Origin of the sequence: Pulveribacter sp., assembly GCF_032079985.1 — a bacterium.
Taxonomy (GTDB): Bacteria; Pseudomonadota; Gammaproteobacteria; order Burkholderiales; family Burkholderiaceae_C; genus Melaminivora.
In genome coordinates this window covers 65,600-81,667 of sequence record NZ_DAMATK010000008.1, presented here as the reverse complement: position 1 = coordinate 81,667, position 16,068 = coordinate 65,600, and the positions used below count along the sequence as shown (strand labels likewise).

Genomic DNA, 16,068 nt, shown 5'->3' with positions numbered 1-16,068 from the left:
GCGAAGGCGGCCGCACGGTCGGCGCCGGCGTCGTGGCCAAGATCATCGAGTAATCGAGGGTTTTCAGAAGGGGTATAGCTCAATTGGCAGAGCGTCGGTCTCCAAAACCGAAGGTTGTAGGTTCGATTCCTACTGCCCCTGCCACGAAATGACGTGGTAAACCTCAAGCCCGCCACCTCCTGGCGGGCTTCGGCGTCTTGTATGACGCCAGGCGAATAAGGCAAAAAACTCGTTATGGCCACCTCTTCGGTTGAAACGGTCACCACTGGTGCAGACAAGGCAAAGCTGTTTGCCGCTGTGGCGCTCGTCGTGGCTTCCATTGCTGGCTTCTACCTCCTGGCAAAGCAGGGCCCTCTGATTCAGTGGGGCGCGTTGCTGCTGGGGTTGGCCTGTGCGGCAGCCGTGTTTCTGGTGTCCGAGCACGGGCGTCAACTCGTCGGATTCGGCAGCGATGCATGGCGTGAAGTCAAGAAGGTGGTCTGGCCGACGCGCAAAGAAACACTGCAGATGACCGGCTATGTGTTCGGCTTCGTGGTGCTGATGGCGCTGTTTCTCTGGTTCACGGACAAAACTCTTGAATGGGTTCTGTACGACTTGGTCTTGGGTTGGAGGAAGTAATGACGGACGCACAGGATTCCAGTGGCGTGCAGGCGTCTGCACAGACGGTCCCTGCGTCTGACATGCGCTGGTACATCGTTCATGCCTATTCGGGTATGGAAAAGGCCGTTGAGCGCAACATTCTCGAGCGCATCACCCGCGCCGGCATGCAGGACAAGTTTGGCCGGATTCTGGTGCCGACCGAAGAGGTCGTCGAGATGAAGAATGGCCAGCGCAAGACTACGGAGCGGCGCTTGTTCCCCGGCTACGTGTTCGTCGAGATGGTCATGGACGACGATACATGGCATTTGGTCAAGCACACCAGCAAGGTGACCGGTTTCGTGGGTGGTGCAAAGAACCGTCCGGCGCCGATCTCGGAAGAAGAAGTCCAGAAGATCGTCAGTCAAATGGAAGAGGGCACGGACAAGCCGCGCCACAAGGTGGAATTCATGGTGGGCGAACTGGTTCGCGTCAAGGAGGGCCCGTTCACCGACTTCAACGGTACGGTGGAAGAGGTCAACTATGAAAAGAGCCGCCTGCGCGTTTCGGTGATGATCTTCGGTCGCTCCACGCCTGTCGAGCTGGAGTTCAGCCAAGTCGAGAAGACCTGACCGAAGGCCGTTTCCGCAGCTAGCAATTCAAGCGCTTTCACTGACTCGGCGCTTTCTACAAGACGAGTCGACAACCCCGGGGAGCCGGCCTGCAAACAGGCAGGCGTCAATACCCGCAAGGAGCAATCATGGCGAAAAAAATCGTCGGCTTCATCAAGCTGCAAGTGCCAGCTGGTAAGGCCAACCCCTCTCCTCCGATCGGTCCGGCGCTGGGTCAGCGCGGTCTGAACATCATGGAGTTCTGCAAGGCCTTCAACGCCCAGACGCAAGGCGTGGAGCCTGGCCTGCCGCTGCCCGTGGTGATCACGGCGTTCGCGGACAAGAGCTTCACCTTCATCATCAAGACGCCTCCGGCAACCGTGCTGATCAAGAAGGCCATCAAGCTGGACAAGGGCTCCTCGAGCGCTTTGACCACCAAGGTCGGCAAGATCACCCGTGAGCAGCTGGAAGAAATCGCCAAGACCAAGCTCAAGGACATGAATGCTGCCAGCGTGGACGCCGCAGTGCGTACGTTGGCCGGCTCTGCCCGTTCCATGGGCGTGACGGTGGAGGGTCTCTGAAATGGCTAAGCTGACCAAGAAGCAAAAAGCCCTGCAGGGCAAGGTGGACTCCACCAAGCTGTACCCCTTTGCCGAAGCCATGGCTCTGGTGAAGGAGGGCGCTACCGCCAAGTTCGATGAATCCATCGACGTGGCCGTCCAACTGGGCGTGGATGCCAAGAAGTCCGACCAGGTGGTGCGTGGCGCCGTGGTGCTGCCCAACGGCACCGGCAAGACGACCCGCGTGGCCGTGTTCGCTCAGGGCGCCAAGGCTGAAGAAGCCAAGGCCGCTGGCGCCGACATCGTCGGCATGGACGACCTGGCCGCTCAGGTCAAGGCCGGCGACATGCCTTTCGACGTGGTCATCGCCGCTCCCGATGCCATGCGCGTCGTGGGTACGCTGGGCCAGATTCTGGGCCCGCGCGGCCTGATGCCCAACCCCAAGGTGGGTACCGTGACTCCCGACGTCGCTACGGCCGTGAAGAACGCCAAGGCTGGCCAGGTGCAATTCCGTGTCGACAAGGCCGGCATCATTCACTCGACCATCGGCCGCCGCTCGTTCGGCGACGACAAGCTGCAGGGCAATCTGGTGGCGCTGATCGATGCGCTGAACAAGGCCAAGCCTGCCACGAGCAAGGGTGTGTACCTGCGCAAGGTCGCGGTCTCCTCGACCATGGGCGTGGGCGTGCGCGTGGACACGCAGACCATCTCGGCGTAATTGCGAGATCTTGGGATGCCCGAAAGGGTGTCCCGGTGGTGGGTCGGTGCGGTTTTCCGCGCCGAGCCATCCAAGACCGTTGGTGTGCACACTGGCTGCACTTAAATCCTCTGGGCCAACGCAGATGGCGATCCCGCTGAAGATGGAAAGAATTTTCCGAAACAGTTGGTCGCTGCAAACCAAGAGCGCGCACGGCGGGCCTGCCCAAAGTGCGCAAACGAAGGAGTAGACCTTGAGTCTGAATCGCAGTGAGAAAGAAGCGGTCATCAACGAAGTGACCAGCCTCGCCGCTAAAGCTCAAACGCTCGTGATCGCGGAATACCGTGGCATCACGGTGGCCGACCTGACCAAACTGCGCGTCGATGCCCGCAGCAAGGGTGTGTCCTTGAGTGTTCTGAAGAACACCCTGGCACGCCGTGCTGTGGCTGGCAGCCAGTTTGAGGTGGCCGCCGAGCAGATGACCGGTCCGCTGATCTATGGCTTCTCCGAAGACGCTGTGGCCGCCGCCAAGGTGGTGGCCGATTTCGCGAAGACCAACGACAAGCTGGTGATTCGCGGCGGCGCCTTCGCGGGCAAGACCCTGGACGTGAACGGCGTGAAGCAACTGGCCAACATTCCTTCCAAGGAAGTGCTGCTGGCCCAGCTGTGTGGCTTGCTGATGTCGCCTATCTCCCGCACCGCCGTGGTGCTGGGTGCCCTGGCGGCCAAGAAAGGCGAGGGCGAACCCGCGGCCGCCTGATCAGGCGCACACGCATTCGCAATCCCAAAACCAACCAATTGTTAGGAAATCAAAATGGCATTCGACAAAGACGCATTCTTGACCGCTCTGGACAGCATGACCGTGCTGGAACTCAATGACCTGGTCAAGGCCATCGAAGAGAAGTTCGGTGTGAGCGCTGCCGCCATGGCAGCTCCCGCAGCTGGTGGCGCTGCCGGCGGCGGCGCTGCTGCAGCCGAAGAGAAGACCGAGTTCAACGTGGTGCTGACCGAAGCCGGCGCCAACAAGGTTGCCGTGATCAAGGCCGTGCGCGAAATCACCGGTCTGGGCCTGAAGGAAGCCAAGGATCTGGTGGACGGCGCTCCCAAGAACGTCAAGGAAGCCCTGCCCAAGGCTGACGCAGAAGCCGCTGTCAAGAAGCTGGTGGACGCTGGCGCCAAGGCCGAGCTGAAGTAATCCGACCGGTTCCGTGGGCTGGAGGTCTTCGCAAAAGGCCTCCAGCCTTTGGTGCTTATGGGCCCGGCCCAGCAGAGCGCACCAGAAAGCGGTCCCAAGGGGACTGTTTCCTAGTGTTTTCTGACCTGCCGACAGCAGAAGACGCCTTGGTTCGGGCGATGTGCAACGCATCGCCGTCCGCCATGGTTGGTAGTGGCCAACCCGCCAAGCCTGCAAGGTGGCCGCCTTGCGGGGCAGTCGTCGAAGACCCCATCCAATGTCTTTGCCCGGAGATCTCATGGCCTCAACATCCACGTACAGCTTCACCGAACGCAAGCGCATCCGCAAGAGCTTCGGCCGCCGCGACAGCGTGCTCAAGGTGCCTTATCTGCTGCAGATGCAGCGCGATGCCTACACCGCTTTCCTGCAAGCCGATGCGCCCGCGCAAAAGCGCGCCAACGAAGGGCTGCAGGCGGCTTTCAATTCCGCCTTCCCCATCGTCTCGCACAACGGCTTCGTGGAAATGAAGTTCGTCGAGTACAACCTGGCCCGCCCGGCTTTCGACGTGCGCGAATGCCAGACGCGCGGCCTGACGTTCTCGTCCGCCGTGCGCGCGCGCGTGCAGCTGATCATCTACGACCGCGAGTCCTCGACCTCGCAGTCCAAGGTGGTCAAGGAAGTGAAGGAGCAGGAGGTCTACATGGGCGAAGTGCCCCTGATGACCGACAAGGGCTCGTTCATCATCAACGGCACCGAGCGCGTGATCGTCTCGCAGCTGCACCGCTCGCCCGGCGTGTTCTTCGAGCACGACAAGGGCAAGACGCACAGCTCGGGCAAGCTGCTGTTCTCCGCCCGCATCATTCCCTACCGCGGCTCCTGGCTGGACTTTGAGTTCGACCCCAAGGACATCCTGTACTTCCGGGTGGACCGCCGCCGCAAGATGCCGGTGACCATCCTGCTGAAGGCCATCGGCCTGACGCCGGAGTCCATCCTGGCGAACTTCTTCATCAACGACAACCTGCGCCTGATGGACAGCGGGGCGCAGATGGAATTCGTCGCCGACCGCCTCAAGGGCGAAGTGGCGCGCTTTGACATCACCGACAAGTCGGGCAAGGTCATCGTCGCCAAGGACAAGCGCATCACTGCCCGCCACACGCGCGAACTGGAGCAGTCCGGCACCACGCACGTGAGCGTGCCCGAGGACTTCCTGCTGGGCCGCGTGGTGGCGCGCAACATCGTCGACTCCGACACCGGCGAGATCCTGGCCAAGGCCAACGAGGAGCTGACCGAAGCCCTGCTCAAGAAGCTGCGCTCGGCCGGTGTGCAGGACCTGCAGGTCATCTACACCAACGAACTCGACCAGGGCGCCTACATCTCGCAGACGCTGCGCATCGACGAGACGGTGGACGAGTTCGCCGCCCGCGTGGCCATCTACCGCATGATGCGTCCCGGCGAGCCGCCGACGGAAGACGCCGTGCAGGCCCTGTTCCAGCGCCTGTTCTACAACCCGGACACGTACGACCTGTCGCGCGTGGGCCGCATGAAGTTCAACGCCAAGATCGGCCGCGACGAGGCCACCGGTCCCATGGTGCTGTCCAACGACGACATCCTGGCCGTAGTCAAGATCCTGGTGGATCTGCGCAACGGCCGTGGCGAGGTGGACGACATCGACCACCTGGGCAACCGCCGCGTGCGTTGCGTGGGCGAGCTGGCCGAGAACCAGTACCGCACCGGCTTGGCGCGCATCGAAAAGGCCGTGAAGGAGCGCCTCGGCCAGGCCGAGAACGACCCTCTGATGCCGCACGACCTGATCAACTCCAAGCCGATCTCCGCGGCCCTGAAGGAGTTCTTCGGCGCCTCGCAGCTGTCGCAGTTCATGGACCAGACCAACCCGCTGGCCGAGATCACGCACAAGCGCCGCGTCTCGGCCCTCGGCCCGGGCGGTCTGACGCGCGAGCGCGCCGGCTTCGAGGTGCGCGACGTGCACGTCACGCACTACGGCCGCGTGTGCCCGATCGAAACGCCTGAAGGCCCGAACATCGGCCTGATCAACTCGCTGGCCCTGTACGCCCAGCTCAACGAGTACGGCTTCATCGAAACGCCCTACCGCCGCGTGGTGGACGGCAAGGTGACCGACCAGATCGACTACCTGTCGGCCATCGAGGAAGGCAAGTACATCATCGCCCAGGCCAACGCCACGCTGGACGACTCCGGCCGCCTGACCGGCGACCTGGTCTCGGCGCGCGAGCAGGGCGAGTCGACCCTCGTTTCCGCAGACCGCGTGCAGTACATGGACGTGTCGCCCGCGCAGATCGTGTCGGTGGCCGCCTCGCTGGTGCCCTTCCTGGAGCACGACGATGCCAACCGCGCGCTGATGGGCGCCAACATGTCGCGCCAGGCCGTGCCCGTGCTGCGCCCGGAAAAGCCCATGGTGGGCACCGGCATCGAGCGCGTGGCGGCCGTGGACTCCGGCACCGTGGTCACGGCGCGCCGTGGCGGCGTGGTGGACTACGTGGACGCCACCCGCATCGTGATCCGCGTGAACGACTCCGAAGCCGTGGCCGGCGAAGTGGGCGTGGACATCTACAACCTGATCAAGTACCAGCGCTCCAACCAGAACACCAACATCCACCAGCGCCCCATCGTGCAGCGCGGTGACGTGCTGGCCAAGGGCGACGTGATCGCCGACGGCGCCTCGACCGACCTGGGCGAGATCGCCATCGGCCAGAACATGCTGATCGCGTTCATGCCCTGGAATGGCTACAACTTCGAGGACTCGATCCTGATCAGCGAGCGCGTGGTGGCTGAGGACCGCTACACCAGCATCCACATCGAGGAGCTGGTGGTGATGGCCCGCGACACCAAGCTGGGCGCCGAGGAAATCACCCGCGACATCCCCAACCTGTCCGAGCAGCAGCTGGGCCGGCTGGACGAGTCCGGCATCATCTACGTGGGTGCCGAAGTGCAGCCCGGCGACGTGCTGGTGGGCAAGGTCACGCCCAAGGGCGAGACCACCCTGACGCCTGAAGAGAAGCTGCTGCGCGCCATCTTCGGCGAGAAGGCCTCCGACGTGAAGGACACCTCGCTGCGCGTGGACCAGGGCAGCCAGGGCACCGTGATCGACGTGCAGGTCTTCACCCGCGAAGGCATCCAGCGCGACAAGCGCGCGCAGCAGATCATCGACGACGAACTGAAGCGCTTCCGCCTGGACCTGAACGACCAGCTGCGCATCGTCGAGGCCGACGCCTACGACCGTATCGAGAAGCTGCTGGTGGGCAAGAAGGCCAACGGCGGCCCGCAAAAGCTGGCCAAGGGCGCCACGATCGACAAGGAATACCTGGCCGGCGTGGAGAAGTTCCACTGGTTCGACATCCGTCCGGCCGACGAGGCCGTGGCCGCGCAGCTCGAATCGATGAAGAACGCCATGGAGCAGACGCGCCACAGCTTCGACCTGGCGTTTGAAGAAAAGCGCAAGAAGCTCACGCAGGGCGACGAGCTGCCCGCGGGCGTGCTGAAGATGGTCAAGGTCTACCTGGCCGTCAAGCGCCGCCTGCAGCCCGGCGACAAGATGGCCGGCCGCCACGGCAACAAGGGCGTGGTCTCCAAGATCGTGCCCGTCGAGGACATGCCCTACATGGCCGACGGCACGCCGGTCGACATCGTGCTGAACCCGCTGGGCGTGCCCTCGCGCATGAACATCGGCCAGGTGCTGGAGGTTCACCTGGGCTGGGCCGGCAAGGGCCTGGGCCAGCGCATCGGCGACATGCTGCAGCGCCAGGCCAAGGTGGCCGAGCTGCGCAAGTTCATGGAGCAGGTCTACAACACCCGCGGCCACAAGGAAGACTTCTCCCTGCTGTCCGACGACGAGGTGCTGTCCATGGCGCGCGAGCTGACCACGGGCGTGCCCTTTGCGTCGCCGGTGTTCGACGGCGCCTCCGAGGCCGAGATCAAGGAAATGCTCAAGCTGGCCTACCCGGACGAGGTGGCCAGCGCCAAGGGCCTGACCGATCCGCGCACGCAGGCCTTCCTGCACGACGGCCGCACCGGCGAGCGCTTCGAGCGCCCGACGACCATCGGCTACATGCACTACCTGAAGCTGCACCACCTGGTGGACGACAAGATGCACGCGCGCTCCACGGGTCCGTACTCGCTGGTCACGCAGCAGCCGCTGGGCGGCAAGGCGCAGTTCGGTGGCCAGCGCTTCGGCGAGATGGAAGTGTGGGCGCTGGAGGCCTATGGCGCCGCCTACGTGCTGCAGGAGATGCTGACGGTGAAGTCCGACGACGTGCAGGGCCGTACCAAGGTCTACGAGAGCATCGTCAAGGGCGAGCACGCGATCGAGGCCGGCATGCCGGAGTCGTTCAACGTGCTGGTCAAGGAAATCCGCTCGCTGGGCCTGGACATCGAACTGGAACGCTCCTGAGAGAGCACGGGTCGTACTATTAAAAAGTGAGCTGGCGCCGCTGTAATTGTGCGGGTTTGCGAATGATTTCTATCGCAAAACCGCGCCAAACAAGCGCCAGCAGCTATGATTTTTGATGAAAAGGGAAAGAGTCACATGAAATCGCTACTCGACCTGTTCAAGCAATTCACGCCAGACGAGCACTTCGACGCCATCAAGATCGGCTTGGCGTCGCCCGAGAAGATTCGTTCCTGGTCCTTCGGCGAAGTGAAGAAGCCGGAGACGATCAACTACCGCACCTTCAAGCCCGAGCGCGACGGCCTGTTCTGCGCCAAGATCTTCGGTCCCATCAAGGACTACGAGTGCCTGTGCGGCAAGTACAAGCGCCTGAAGCACCGCGGCGTGATCTGCGAGAAGTGCGGCGTTGAAGTCACGCAGACCAAGGTGCGCCGCGAGCGCATGGGTCACATCGACCTGGCTGCGCCCTGCGCGCACATCTGGTTCCTCAAGAGCCTGCCCTCGCGCCTGGGCCTGGTGCTGGACATGACGCTGCGCGACATCGAGCGCGTGCTGTACTTCGAGGCCTACGTGGTCACCGACCCGGGCATGACGCCGCTCAAGAAGTTCTCGATCATGAGCGAGGACGACTACGACGCCAAGCGCAAGGAGTACGGCGACGAGTTCGTCGCGCACATGGGCGCCGAGGGCATCAAGGAGCTGCTGGAAGGCATCGACCTGGAGATCGAGATCGAGCGCCTGCGCGGCGACCTCACGGGCTCGGAAGTCAAGGTCAAGAAGAACGCCAAGCGCCTGAAGGTCCTGGAAGCGTTCAAGAAGTCGGGCATCAAGCCCGAGTGGATGATCATGGAAGTCCTGCCCGTGCTGCCCCCGGACCTGCGTCCGCTGGTGCCGCTGGATGGCGGGCGCTTCGCCACGTCCGACCTGAACGACCTGTACCGCCGCGTCATCAACCGCAACTCGCGTCTGCGCCGCCTGCTGGAGCTGAAGGCTCCGGAGATCATCGCGCGCAACGAAAAGCGCATGCTGCAGGAAGCCGTGGACAGCCTGCTGGACAACGGTCGCCGCGGCAAGGCCATGACGGGCGCCAACAAGCGCGCCCTGAAGTCGCTGGCCGACATGATCAAGGGCAAGGGCGGGCGCTTTCGCCAGAACCTGCTGGGCAAGCGCGTCGACTACTCGGGCCGCTCGGTCATCACCGTGGGCCCGACGCTCAAGCTGCACCAGTGCGGCCTGCCGAAGCTGATGGCGCTTGAATTGTTCAAGCCCTTCATCTTCTCGCGCCTGGAGGCCATGGGCATCGCCACGACCATCAAGGCCGCCAAGAAGGAAGTGGAAGCCGGCACGCCCGTGGTGTGGGACATCCTGGAAGAGGTGATCCGCGAGCACCCGGTGATGCTCAACCGCGCACCCACGCTGCACCGCCTGGGCATCCAGGCGTTCGAGCCCATCCTGATCGAAGGCAAGGCCATCCAGCTGCACCCGCTGGTGTGCGCCGCTTTCAACGCCGACTTCGACGGTGACCAGATGGCCGTGCACGTGCCGCTGTCCGTGGAGGCGCAGCTGGAAGCCCGCACGCTGATGCTGGCCTCCAACAACGTGCTGTTCCCCGCCTCGGGCGAGCCCTCCATCGTGCCCTCGCAGGACGTGGTGCTGGGCCTGTACCACGCCACCCGCGAGCGGGTCAATGGCAAGGGCGAAGGCATGGTCTTCACCGACATCGCCGAAGTGCAGCGCGCGCTGGACGCGGGCGAGGTCGAGCTGACCAGCAAGATCAGCGTGCGCCTGCCCGACTGGACCCGCGACCAGGACAGCGGTGAGTGGCACTCCACCACCAGCCTGGTGCAGACCACCGTGGGCCGTGCCCTGCTGTCGGAGATCCTGCCCAAGGGCCTGGCCTTCTCCAACCTGAACAAGGCGCTGAAGAAGAAGGAAATCTCGCGCCTGATCAACGCCTCCTTCCGCAAGTGCGGCCTGAAGGAGACGGTGGTGTTTGCCGACAAGCTGTTGCAAAACGGCTTCCGCCTGGCTACGCACGCCGGCATCTCCATCTCGGTGGACGACATGCTGGTGCCGCCGCAAAAGGCCGACATCCTGGCCCGCGCCGAGAAGGAAGTGAAGGAAATCGAGCAGCAGTACGTCTCGGGCCTGGTCACGGCCGGCGAGCGCTACAACAAGGTGGTGGACATCTGGGGCAAGGCCGGCGACGAAGTCTCCAAGGTCATGATGGCCCAGCTGGCCAAGGAAAAGACCACCGACCGCAACGGCAAGGAAGTGGAGCAGGAGTCGTTCAACTCCATCTACATGATGGCCGACTCCGGCGCCCGCGGCTCGGCCGCGCAGATCCGCCAGCTGGCCGGCATGCGCGGCCTGATGGCCAAGCCCGACGGCTCCATCATCGAGACGCCCATCACGGCCAACTTCCGTGAAGGCCTGAACGTGCTGCAGTACTTCATCTCCACGCACGGCGCCCGCAAGGGCCTGGCCGACACGGCGCTGAAGACGGCCAACTCCGGCTACCTGACGCGCCGCCTGGTGGACGTGACGCAGGACCTGGTGGTGACCGAAGAGGATTGCGGCACCTCCAACGGCTCGCTGATGCGTGCCATCGTCGAGGGCGGCGAGGTGGTCGAGTCCCTGCGCGAGCGCGTGCTGGGCCGCGTGGCAGCCGAGGACGTGCTGCACCCCGAGACCCGCGCCGTGGTGGCACCGGCCGGCACGCTGCTGGACGAGAACACCCTGGACGCGCTGGAATCCGCCGGCGTGGACGAGATCAAGGTGCGCACCGCGCTCAATTGCGAGACGCGTTACGGCCTGTGCGGCAAGTGCTACGGCCGCGACCTGGGCCGAGGCGGCCTGATCAACCTCGGCGAAGCCGTGGGCGTGATCGCCGCACAGTCCATCGGCGAGCCCGGCACGCAGCTGACCATGCGCACGTTCCACATCGGCGGCGCCGCGTCGCGCGCCGCCGTGGCGTCCAGCGTGGAAGCCAAGTCCAACGGCATCATCGGCTTCAACGCCACGATGCGCTACGTGAGCAACACCCGCGGCGAGCTGGTGGTGATTGCCCGTTCCGGCGAGATCATCATCCAGGACGAGCACGGCCGCGAGCGCGAGCGCCACAAGGTGCCCTACGGCGCCACGCTGACGGTGAAGGCCGACCAGCAGGTCAAGGCCGGCACCATCCTGGCCAACTGGGACCCGCTGACCCGCCCGATCATCACGGAGTTTGCCGGCCAGGTGAAGTTCGAGAACGTCGAGGAAGGACTCACGGTGGCCAAGCAGGTGGACGAGGTCACCGGCCTGTCCACGCTGGTGGTGATCGACCCCAAGCGCCGTGGCTCCACCAAGGTGGTGCGCCCGCAGGTCAAGCTGATCGACGCCGGCGGCCAGGAAGTGAAGATCCCTGGCACCGACCACTCGGTGACGATCGGCTTCCCCGTGGGCGCGCTGATCCAGGTGCGCGACGGCCAGGACGTGGGCCCCGGCGAGGTGCTAGCCCGTATCCCGGTCGAAGGCCAGAAGACCCGCGACATCACGGGCGGTCTGCCGCGCGTGGCCGAGCTGTTCGAAGCCCGCAGCCCCAAGGACAAGGGCATGCTGGCCGAGATCACCGGCACGGTGTCCTTCGGCAAGGAAACCAAGGGCAAAGTGCGCCTGCAGATCACCGACCCGGACGGCAAGGTCTGGGACGAGTTGGTGCCGAAGGAAAAGAACATGCTGGTCCACGAAGGCCAGGTGGTCAACAAGGGCGAGCTGATCGTCGACGGCCCGGCCGATCCGCAGGACATCCTGCGCCTGCTGGGCATCGAGGAGCTGGCACGCTACATCGTCGACGAGGTGCAGGACGTGTACCGTCTGCAGGGCGTGAAGATCAACGACAAGCACATCGAGGTGATCGTTCGCCAGATGCTGCGCCGCGTCGTGGTCGAGAACCCGGGCGAGTCCAGCTACATCGCCGGCGAGCAGGTCGAGCGTTCGGAGATCCTCAACACCAATGAGGCGCTCCAGGCTGCGGACAAGATCCCGGCGACCTACTCCAACGTGCTGCTGGGCATCACCAAGGCTTCGCTGTCCACCGACTCCTTCATCTCCGCTGCGTCGTTCCAGGAAACGACCCGCGTGCTTACCGAGGCTGCCATCATGGGCAAGCGCGACGAGCTGCGCGGCCTGAAGGAAAACGTGATCGTCGGCCGCCTGATCCCCGCCGGCACGGGCCTGGCCTACCACCAGGCGCGCAAGGTCAAGGACGCCATGGATGAGGCCGAGCGCCGCGCCATCGCCGAGGCCGAGGCCGCCGAGCTGGCCAGTGCCGGCGAAGTGGAAGCCGGCGCCGACCTGGACACTGGCACCGCCGACTGACCCGGCGCGCGTCCGGTCTAAACTCCCGGCCTGCCCTGGCGGCAGGCCGGGTTTTTTTATGCGCGCGTGCTTTTGCCGAAGCGGGCGCGCCCGGCCAGGCGGCCGCTTCTTTGGCGAGGAAAAGCATTCATGTGGACCACCGCAATCGTTCTTGCCGTGCTCGTGTTCTGGGCCGTGGGCGCCTACAACCGGTTGATCCGCCTGCGCTCGGCCGCTCTCCAGGCCTTCGCAGTGCTGGACGGACACCTGGTGCGCTGGCTGGCCCTGCTGGGTGAATACGAGGCGGCGGCGGGCGCGGCCGTGGGCGACCACGCCCAGGCGGCGGTCGCAGCCGCCGGGGGGCAGTTCGCCGCCGCGCTGGCGGTGGTGCGCGCGCATCCGCTGGATGCCGGCGCGGCCGCTGCCCTGGCCGCTGGCGCCCAGGTGCTAGAGACGGCCTGGCAGTCACTGGTGCAATCCGCAGCGCTGCAAAGCGAGGGAGTGGCTCCGCCGGCGCTGGCTCCCTGGGTACAGCAGCGTGAGCAGCTGGCACTGCAAAGCGCGCCGGCGCAGCAGCAGTTCAACGACGCCGTGGCGCAATACAACGCCGCGGTGGCGCAGTTCCCGGCCAGCGTGCTGGCCTGGCTGTTCGACTTCAGAAAGGCCCAGGCGTTGTAAGCGCGCCCACGGCACGGCCTGTGATGGACTGATTTGCCTGCCGGGGCGGACAAGCGCTGCCGGCTCCAGGACAATGGCTGCCGTGACTTTCGCTTCGAACCTCTCCGGCTCCTGGCTGCGCACCGTCCTGTATCTCTGGCTGCTGGCCGCCGCACTGGCGCTGTCCGGTCCGCCGGGCCGCGTGGCCGCCGCCCAGCAGCATGGGGAGATCACCGAGATGCGCGTGGAGCGCACGTCCGAGGGCTTGCTGCTGAGCGCGGCCTGGCGCATGGAGCTGTCAGCACTGGTGGAAAACGCCCTGTACCAGGGTATCGCCATGCACTTCGTGGCCGAGGCGCAGGTGGTGCGTCCGCGCTGGTACTGGTCCGACAAGACGGTGGCCCGCGCGACGCGCTACCTGCGCCTGAGCTACCAGCCGCTCACGCGGCGCTGGCGGCTGGTGCAAGCCTCCTCGGCGCAGGATTTGACCGGCCTGGGCATGGCCCTGGGGCAGAGCTTCGACGATTTGCCCGAGGCTCTGGCCGCCATGCAGCGGCTGGCGCGTTGGAAGATCGCCGAAGCGCACGACCTGGACGATGGCCGGGCCTATGAGGTGAACTTCCAGTTCCGGCTCGACACGTCGCAGCTGCCGCGGCCGCTGCAATTCGGCACGCTGGGCAAGCCGAGCTGGGCGGTCTCGCTGTCGCAGCGTCTGGAGCTTCCCGCCGTGGAGGCACAGCAATGACGGGCACACCGGCGCGCCCCGCGGGTTCCGCGCGGCGCGAGGCCAGCCGCGCCCATGCCGTGCGCTGGGCGCTCGGCCTGGGCGCGGGCTTCATGTGCGCCATTGGCGTGGTGCTGCTGTTCCTGCTGACGCAGGCGACCAATAACCGCGCCCTTTACGAGCGGCATTTCGCCTGGCTGCTGGGGGTGAACGCGCTGGTGGCCGCCGTGCTGCTGGCGGCGCTGGCCTGGGGCGCCGTGCGGCTGGCAGTGCGGCTGCGGCGCGGGCGCTTCGGCACCCGGCTGCTGGTCAAGCTGGCCGGTATCTTTACCTTGGTGGGCGTGGTGCCGGGGCTGCTGATCTACGTCGTGTCCTACCAGTTCGTTTCGCGCTCCATCGAGAGCTGGTTCGACGTCAAGGTGGAAGGCGCCCTGAGCGCCGGCGTCAGCCTGGGTCGGGCGACCCTGGACACCATTGCGGCCGACATGGCCACCAAGACGCGCACCGCCAGCAGCCAATTGGCCCAGGTGCCCGATGCCGCTACCGGCCTGGTGCTGGAGCGCATGCGCGACCAGTTGGGCGCCACCGACATGGTCCTGTGGAGCGCTGCTGGCCAGCCGCTGGCCAGCACCGGGCAATCGCGCTTCTCGCTCAACCCGGAGCGGCCGACTGCCCAGCAGCTGCGCACGGTCCGGCAGGACCGGGTGGCCTTCCAGATTGAAGGCCTGGATGACCTGACGGACCCCGGTGCACTGGAAAACGCGCGCGTGCGCGTGCTGGTGCTCGCCGTGAATCCGGCCGTTGGCCTGCTGGTCGAGCCGCGCTACGTGCAGGCCACGCTGCCACTGCCGCAGGCGCTGGTGGCCAATGCCGTCGCCGTGCAGGAGGCCAATCGCGAGTATCAGGAGCGGGCGCTGGCGCGCGGCGGCCTGCGGCGCATGTACATAGGCACTCTCACCTTGAGCCTGTTCCTGGCCGTCTTCGGGGCGGTGCTGCTGGCCGTGGTACTGGGCAACCAGCTGGTGCGACCGCTGCTGGTGCTGGCCGAAGGGGTGCGCGAGGTGGCGGCCGGCAACCTTGCGCCCAAGGCGGCGCTGCAGGGTCGCGACGAGCTGGGCGGCCTGACACGCGATTTCGCCTGGATGACCCAGCAGCTGGCCGACGCGCGCGCGGCAGTGCAAAAAAGCATGGGTGCGCTGGATGCGGCGCGCGGAAATCTGCAGACCATCCTGGACAACCTGACGGCGGGGGTCATCGTGCTGGACGACCAGGGCGTCATCCAGTCCAGCAACCCAGGCGCCACGCGCATCCTGCGCGCACCCCTGGCAGCCCATGAAGGCCAGCCGCTGGCGGGCGTGGCAGGCCTGGAGGAGTTTGCCGCCACAGTGCAGCATCACTTCGATGCCTTTGCGTCCGACCGTGCCGACCACCATGGACTGGACCACTGGCAGCATCCTCTGGAGCTGAATGCCGGCGAGGGCCCGGGACAGCAGGGCACCAGCCTGGTGGTTCGCGGCGCCGAACTGCCCGACCGCATGCGCCTTCTCGTCTTCGACGATATCTCCGAAATCGTCTCGGGTCAGCGGGCCCAGGCCTGGGGCGAGGTGGCACGGCGCCTGGCCCACGAGATCAAGAATCCGCTCACGCCCATCCAGCTGTCGGCCGAGCGGCTGGAGCGCAGGCTGGGGGGCAAACTGCCCGAGGCCGAGCAGGCCATACTGGCCAAGTCGGTGAAGACCATCGTGGACCAAGTGGAGGCCATGAAGCGGCTGGTCAACGAATTCCGCGACTACGCCCGGCTGCCTGCGGCGCAGCTGCAGCCGATGGACTTGAATGCCCTGCTAGTGGACGTGCTGCAGTTGTACGAGGCCGAGGGCGCCCAGGTGCCCGTGCAGGTGGACCTCGATCCGCAGTGCCCCTGGATCGCCGGCGACGCGCAGCAGCTGCGCCAGGTCGTTCACAACCTGCTGCAAAACGCCCAGGACGCGGCTCTGCAGGCGACCGAACCAGTGGTCCGCATCTGCACACGCTGGAGCGAGGCCTCGCAGCGCGTGCGTCTTATCGTTACAGACTCGGGACAAGGCTTTCCGCCGCACATCCTGCAGCGTGCATTTGAGCCCTATGTGACGACCAAGCCGCGAGGCACGGGACTGGGGCTTGCGGTGGTGAAAAAGATCGCCGAGGAGCACGGTGCGCGCATCGAGCTGAGCAACCGGGTGGAAGAGGGTGTGGTGAGGGGGGCACAAGTGTCGCTATCATTCGCCCCTGTATCGAGGGTGGCGTCTTAGCAACACCACCATGTCAGTAA

General features: G+C 65.3%; 11 protein-coding genes and 1 tRNA gene. All 12 read left to right on the top strand.

The features are described 5' to 3' along the window. The first annotated feature begins 68 nt into the window (after positions 1-68). The 12 genes from RT282_RS15810 (at position 69) to RT282_RS15755 (ending at position 16,048) form a co-directional block, all read left to right on the top strand. Positions 69-144: transfer RNA gene (locus tag RT282_RS15810), tRNA-Trp, on the top strand. 90 nt (positions 145-234) lie between these two features. Next, entirely contained in the window at positions 235-618 is a 384-nt protein-coding gene (gene secE / locus RT282_RS15805) for a preprotein translocase subunit SecE (RefSeq protein WP_313315833.1), read from the top strand. Next, complete coding sequence (gene nusG, locus RT282_RS15800) at positions 618-1,208, top strand: transcription termination/antitermination protein NusG (RefSeq protein ID WP_312303278.1); 591 nt, start codon at positions 618-620, stop codon at positions 1,206-1,208. The genes secE and nusG overlap by 1 nt, the downstream gene beginning before the upstream one ends. Before the next feature lie 128 nt (positions 1,209-1,336). Next, entirely contained in the window at positions 1,337-1,768 is a 432-nt protein-coding gene (gene rplK, locus RT282_RS15795) for a 50S ribosomal protein L11 (RefSeq protein WP_312303275.1), read from the top strand. Position 1,769: 1 nt separating this feature from the next. Beyond that, positions 1,770-2,465 (top strand): 50S ribosomal protein L1, encoded by a 696-nt coding sequence (rplA, locus tag RT282_RS15790; RefSeq protein WP_312760642.1) that lies wholly within the window; start codon positions 1,770-1,772, stop codon positions 2,463-2,465. Between the two features lie 232 nt (positions 2,466-2,697). Next, the gene (gene rplJ, locus RT282_RS15785) at positions 2,698-3,204 is read left to right on the top strand and encodes a 50S ribosomal protein L10 (protein WP_312303272.1); all 507 of its coding nucleotides are present in this window, start codon (positions 2,698-2,700) and stop codon (positions 3,202-3,204) included. A 54-nt stretch (positions 3,205-3,258) separates the two neighbouring features. Next, entirely contained in the window at positions 3,259-3,639 is a 381-nt protein-coding gene (rplL, locus tag RT282_RS15780; protein ID WP_020228525.1) for a 50S ribosomal protein L7/L12, read from the top strand. Positions 3,640-3,916: 277 nt separating this feature from the next. After that, positions 3,917-8,041, top strand: a complete 4,125-nt coding sequence (rpoB, locus tag RT282_RS15775) for a DNA-directed RNA polymerase subunit beta (RefSeq protein ID WP_312303264.1) — start codon at positions 3,917-3,919, stop codon at positions 8,039-8,041. 135 nt (positions 8,042-8,176) lie between these two features. Next, positions 8,177-12,400, top strand: coding sequence for a DNA-directed RNA polymerase subunit beta' (gene rpoC, locus RT282_RS15770; RefSeq protein ID WP_313315829.1), 4,224 nt, complete (start codon positions 8,177-8,179; stop codon positions 12,398-12,400). A gap of 129 nt (positions 12,401-12,529) precedes the next feature. Beyond that, positions 12,530-13,057 (top strand): LemA family protein, encoded by a 528-nt coding sequence (locus RT282_RS15765; protein WP_313315827.1) that lies wholly within the window; start codon positions 12,530-12,532, stop codon positions 13,055-13,057. A 73-nt stretch (positions 13,058-13,130) separates the two neighbouring features. Further along, positions 13,131-13,781 carry a DUF4390 domain-containing protein gene (locus RT282_RS15760; RefSeq protein WP_409519499.1) on the top strand — a complete coding sequence of 217 codons (651 nt, stop codon included), beginning with the start codon at positions 13,131-13,133 and terminating at the stop codon, positions 13,779-13,781. After that, entirely contained in the window at positions 13,778-16,048 is a 2,271-nt protein-coding gene (locus RT282_RS15755; protein ID WP_313315823.1) for an ATP-binding protein, read from the top strand. The genes RT282_RS15760 and RT282_RS15755 overlap by 4 nt, the downstream gene beginning before the upstream one ends. Positions 16,049-16,068 lie beyond the last annotated feature (20 nt).

Coding starts and splice junctions, on each gene's coding strand:
- rplL (WP_020228525.1), top strand. CDS start 3,259: ATGGCATTCGACAAAGACGCATTCTTGACCGCTCTGGACAGCATGACC.
- rpoC (WP_313315829.1), top strand. CDS start 8,177: ATGAAATCGCTACTCGACCTGTTCAAGCAATTCACGCCAGACGAGCAC.
- rpoB (WP_312303264.1), top strand. CDS start 3,917: ATGGCCTCAACATCCACGTACAGCTTCACCGAACGCAAGCGCATCCGC.
- RT282_RS15760 (WP_409519499.1), top strand. CDS start 13,131: ATGGCTGCCGTGACTTTCGCTTCGAACCTCTCCGGCTCCTGGCTGCGC.
- secE (WP_313315833.1), top strand. CDS start 235: ATGGCCACCTCTTCGGTTGAAACGGTCACCACTGGTGCAGACAAGGCA.
- RT282_RS15755 (WP_313315823.1), top strand. CDS start 13,778: ATGACGGGCACACCGGCGCGCCCCGCGGGTTCCGCGCGGCGCGAGGCC.
- rplK (WP_312303275.1), top strand. CDS start 1,337: ATGGCGAAAAAAATCGTCGGCTTCATCAAGCTGCAAGTGCCAGCTGGT.
- rplA (WP_312760642.1), top strand. CDS start 1,770: ATGGCTAAGCTGACCAAGAAGCAAAAAGCCCTGCAGGGCAAGGTGGAC.
- nusG (WP_312303278.1), top strand. CDS start 618: ATGACGGACGCACAGGATTCCAGTGGCGTGCAGGCGTCTGCACAGACG.
- RT282_RS15765 (WP_313315827.1), top strand. CDS start 12,530: ATGTGGACCACCGCAATCGTTCTTGCCGTGCTCGTGTTCTGGGCCGTG.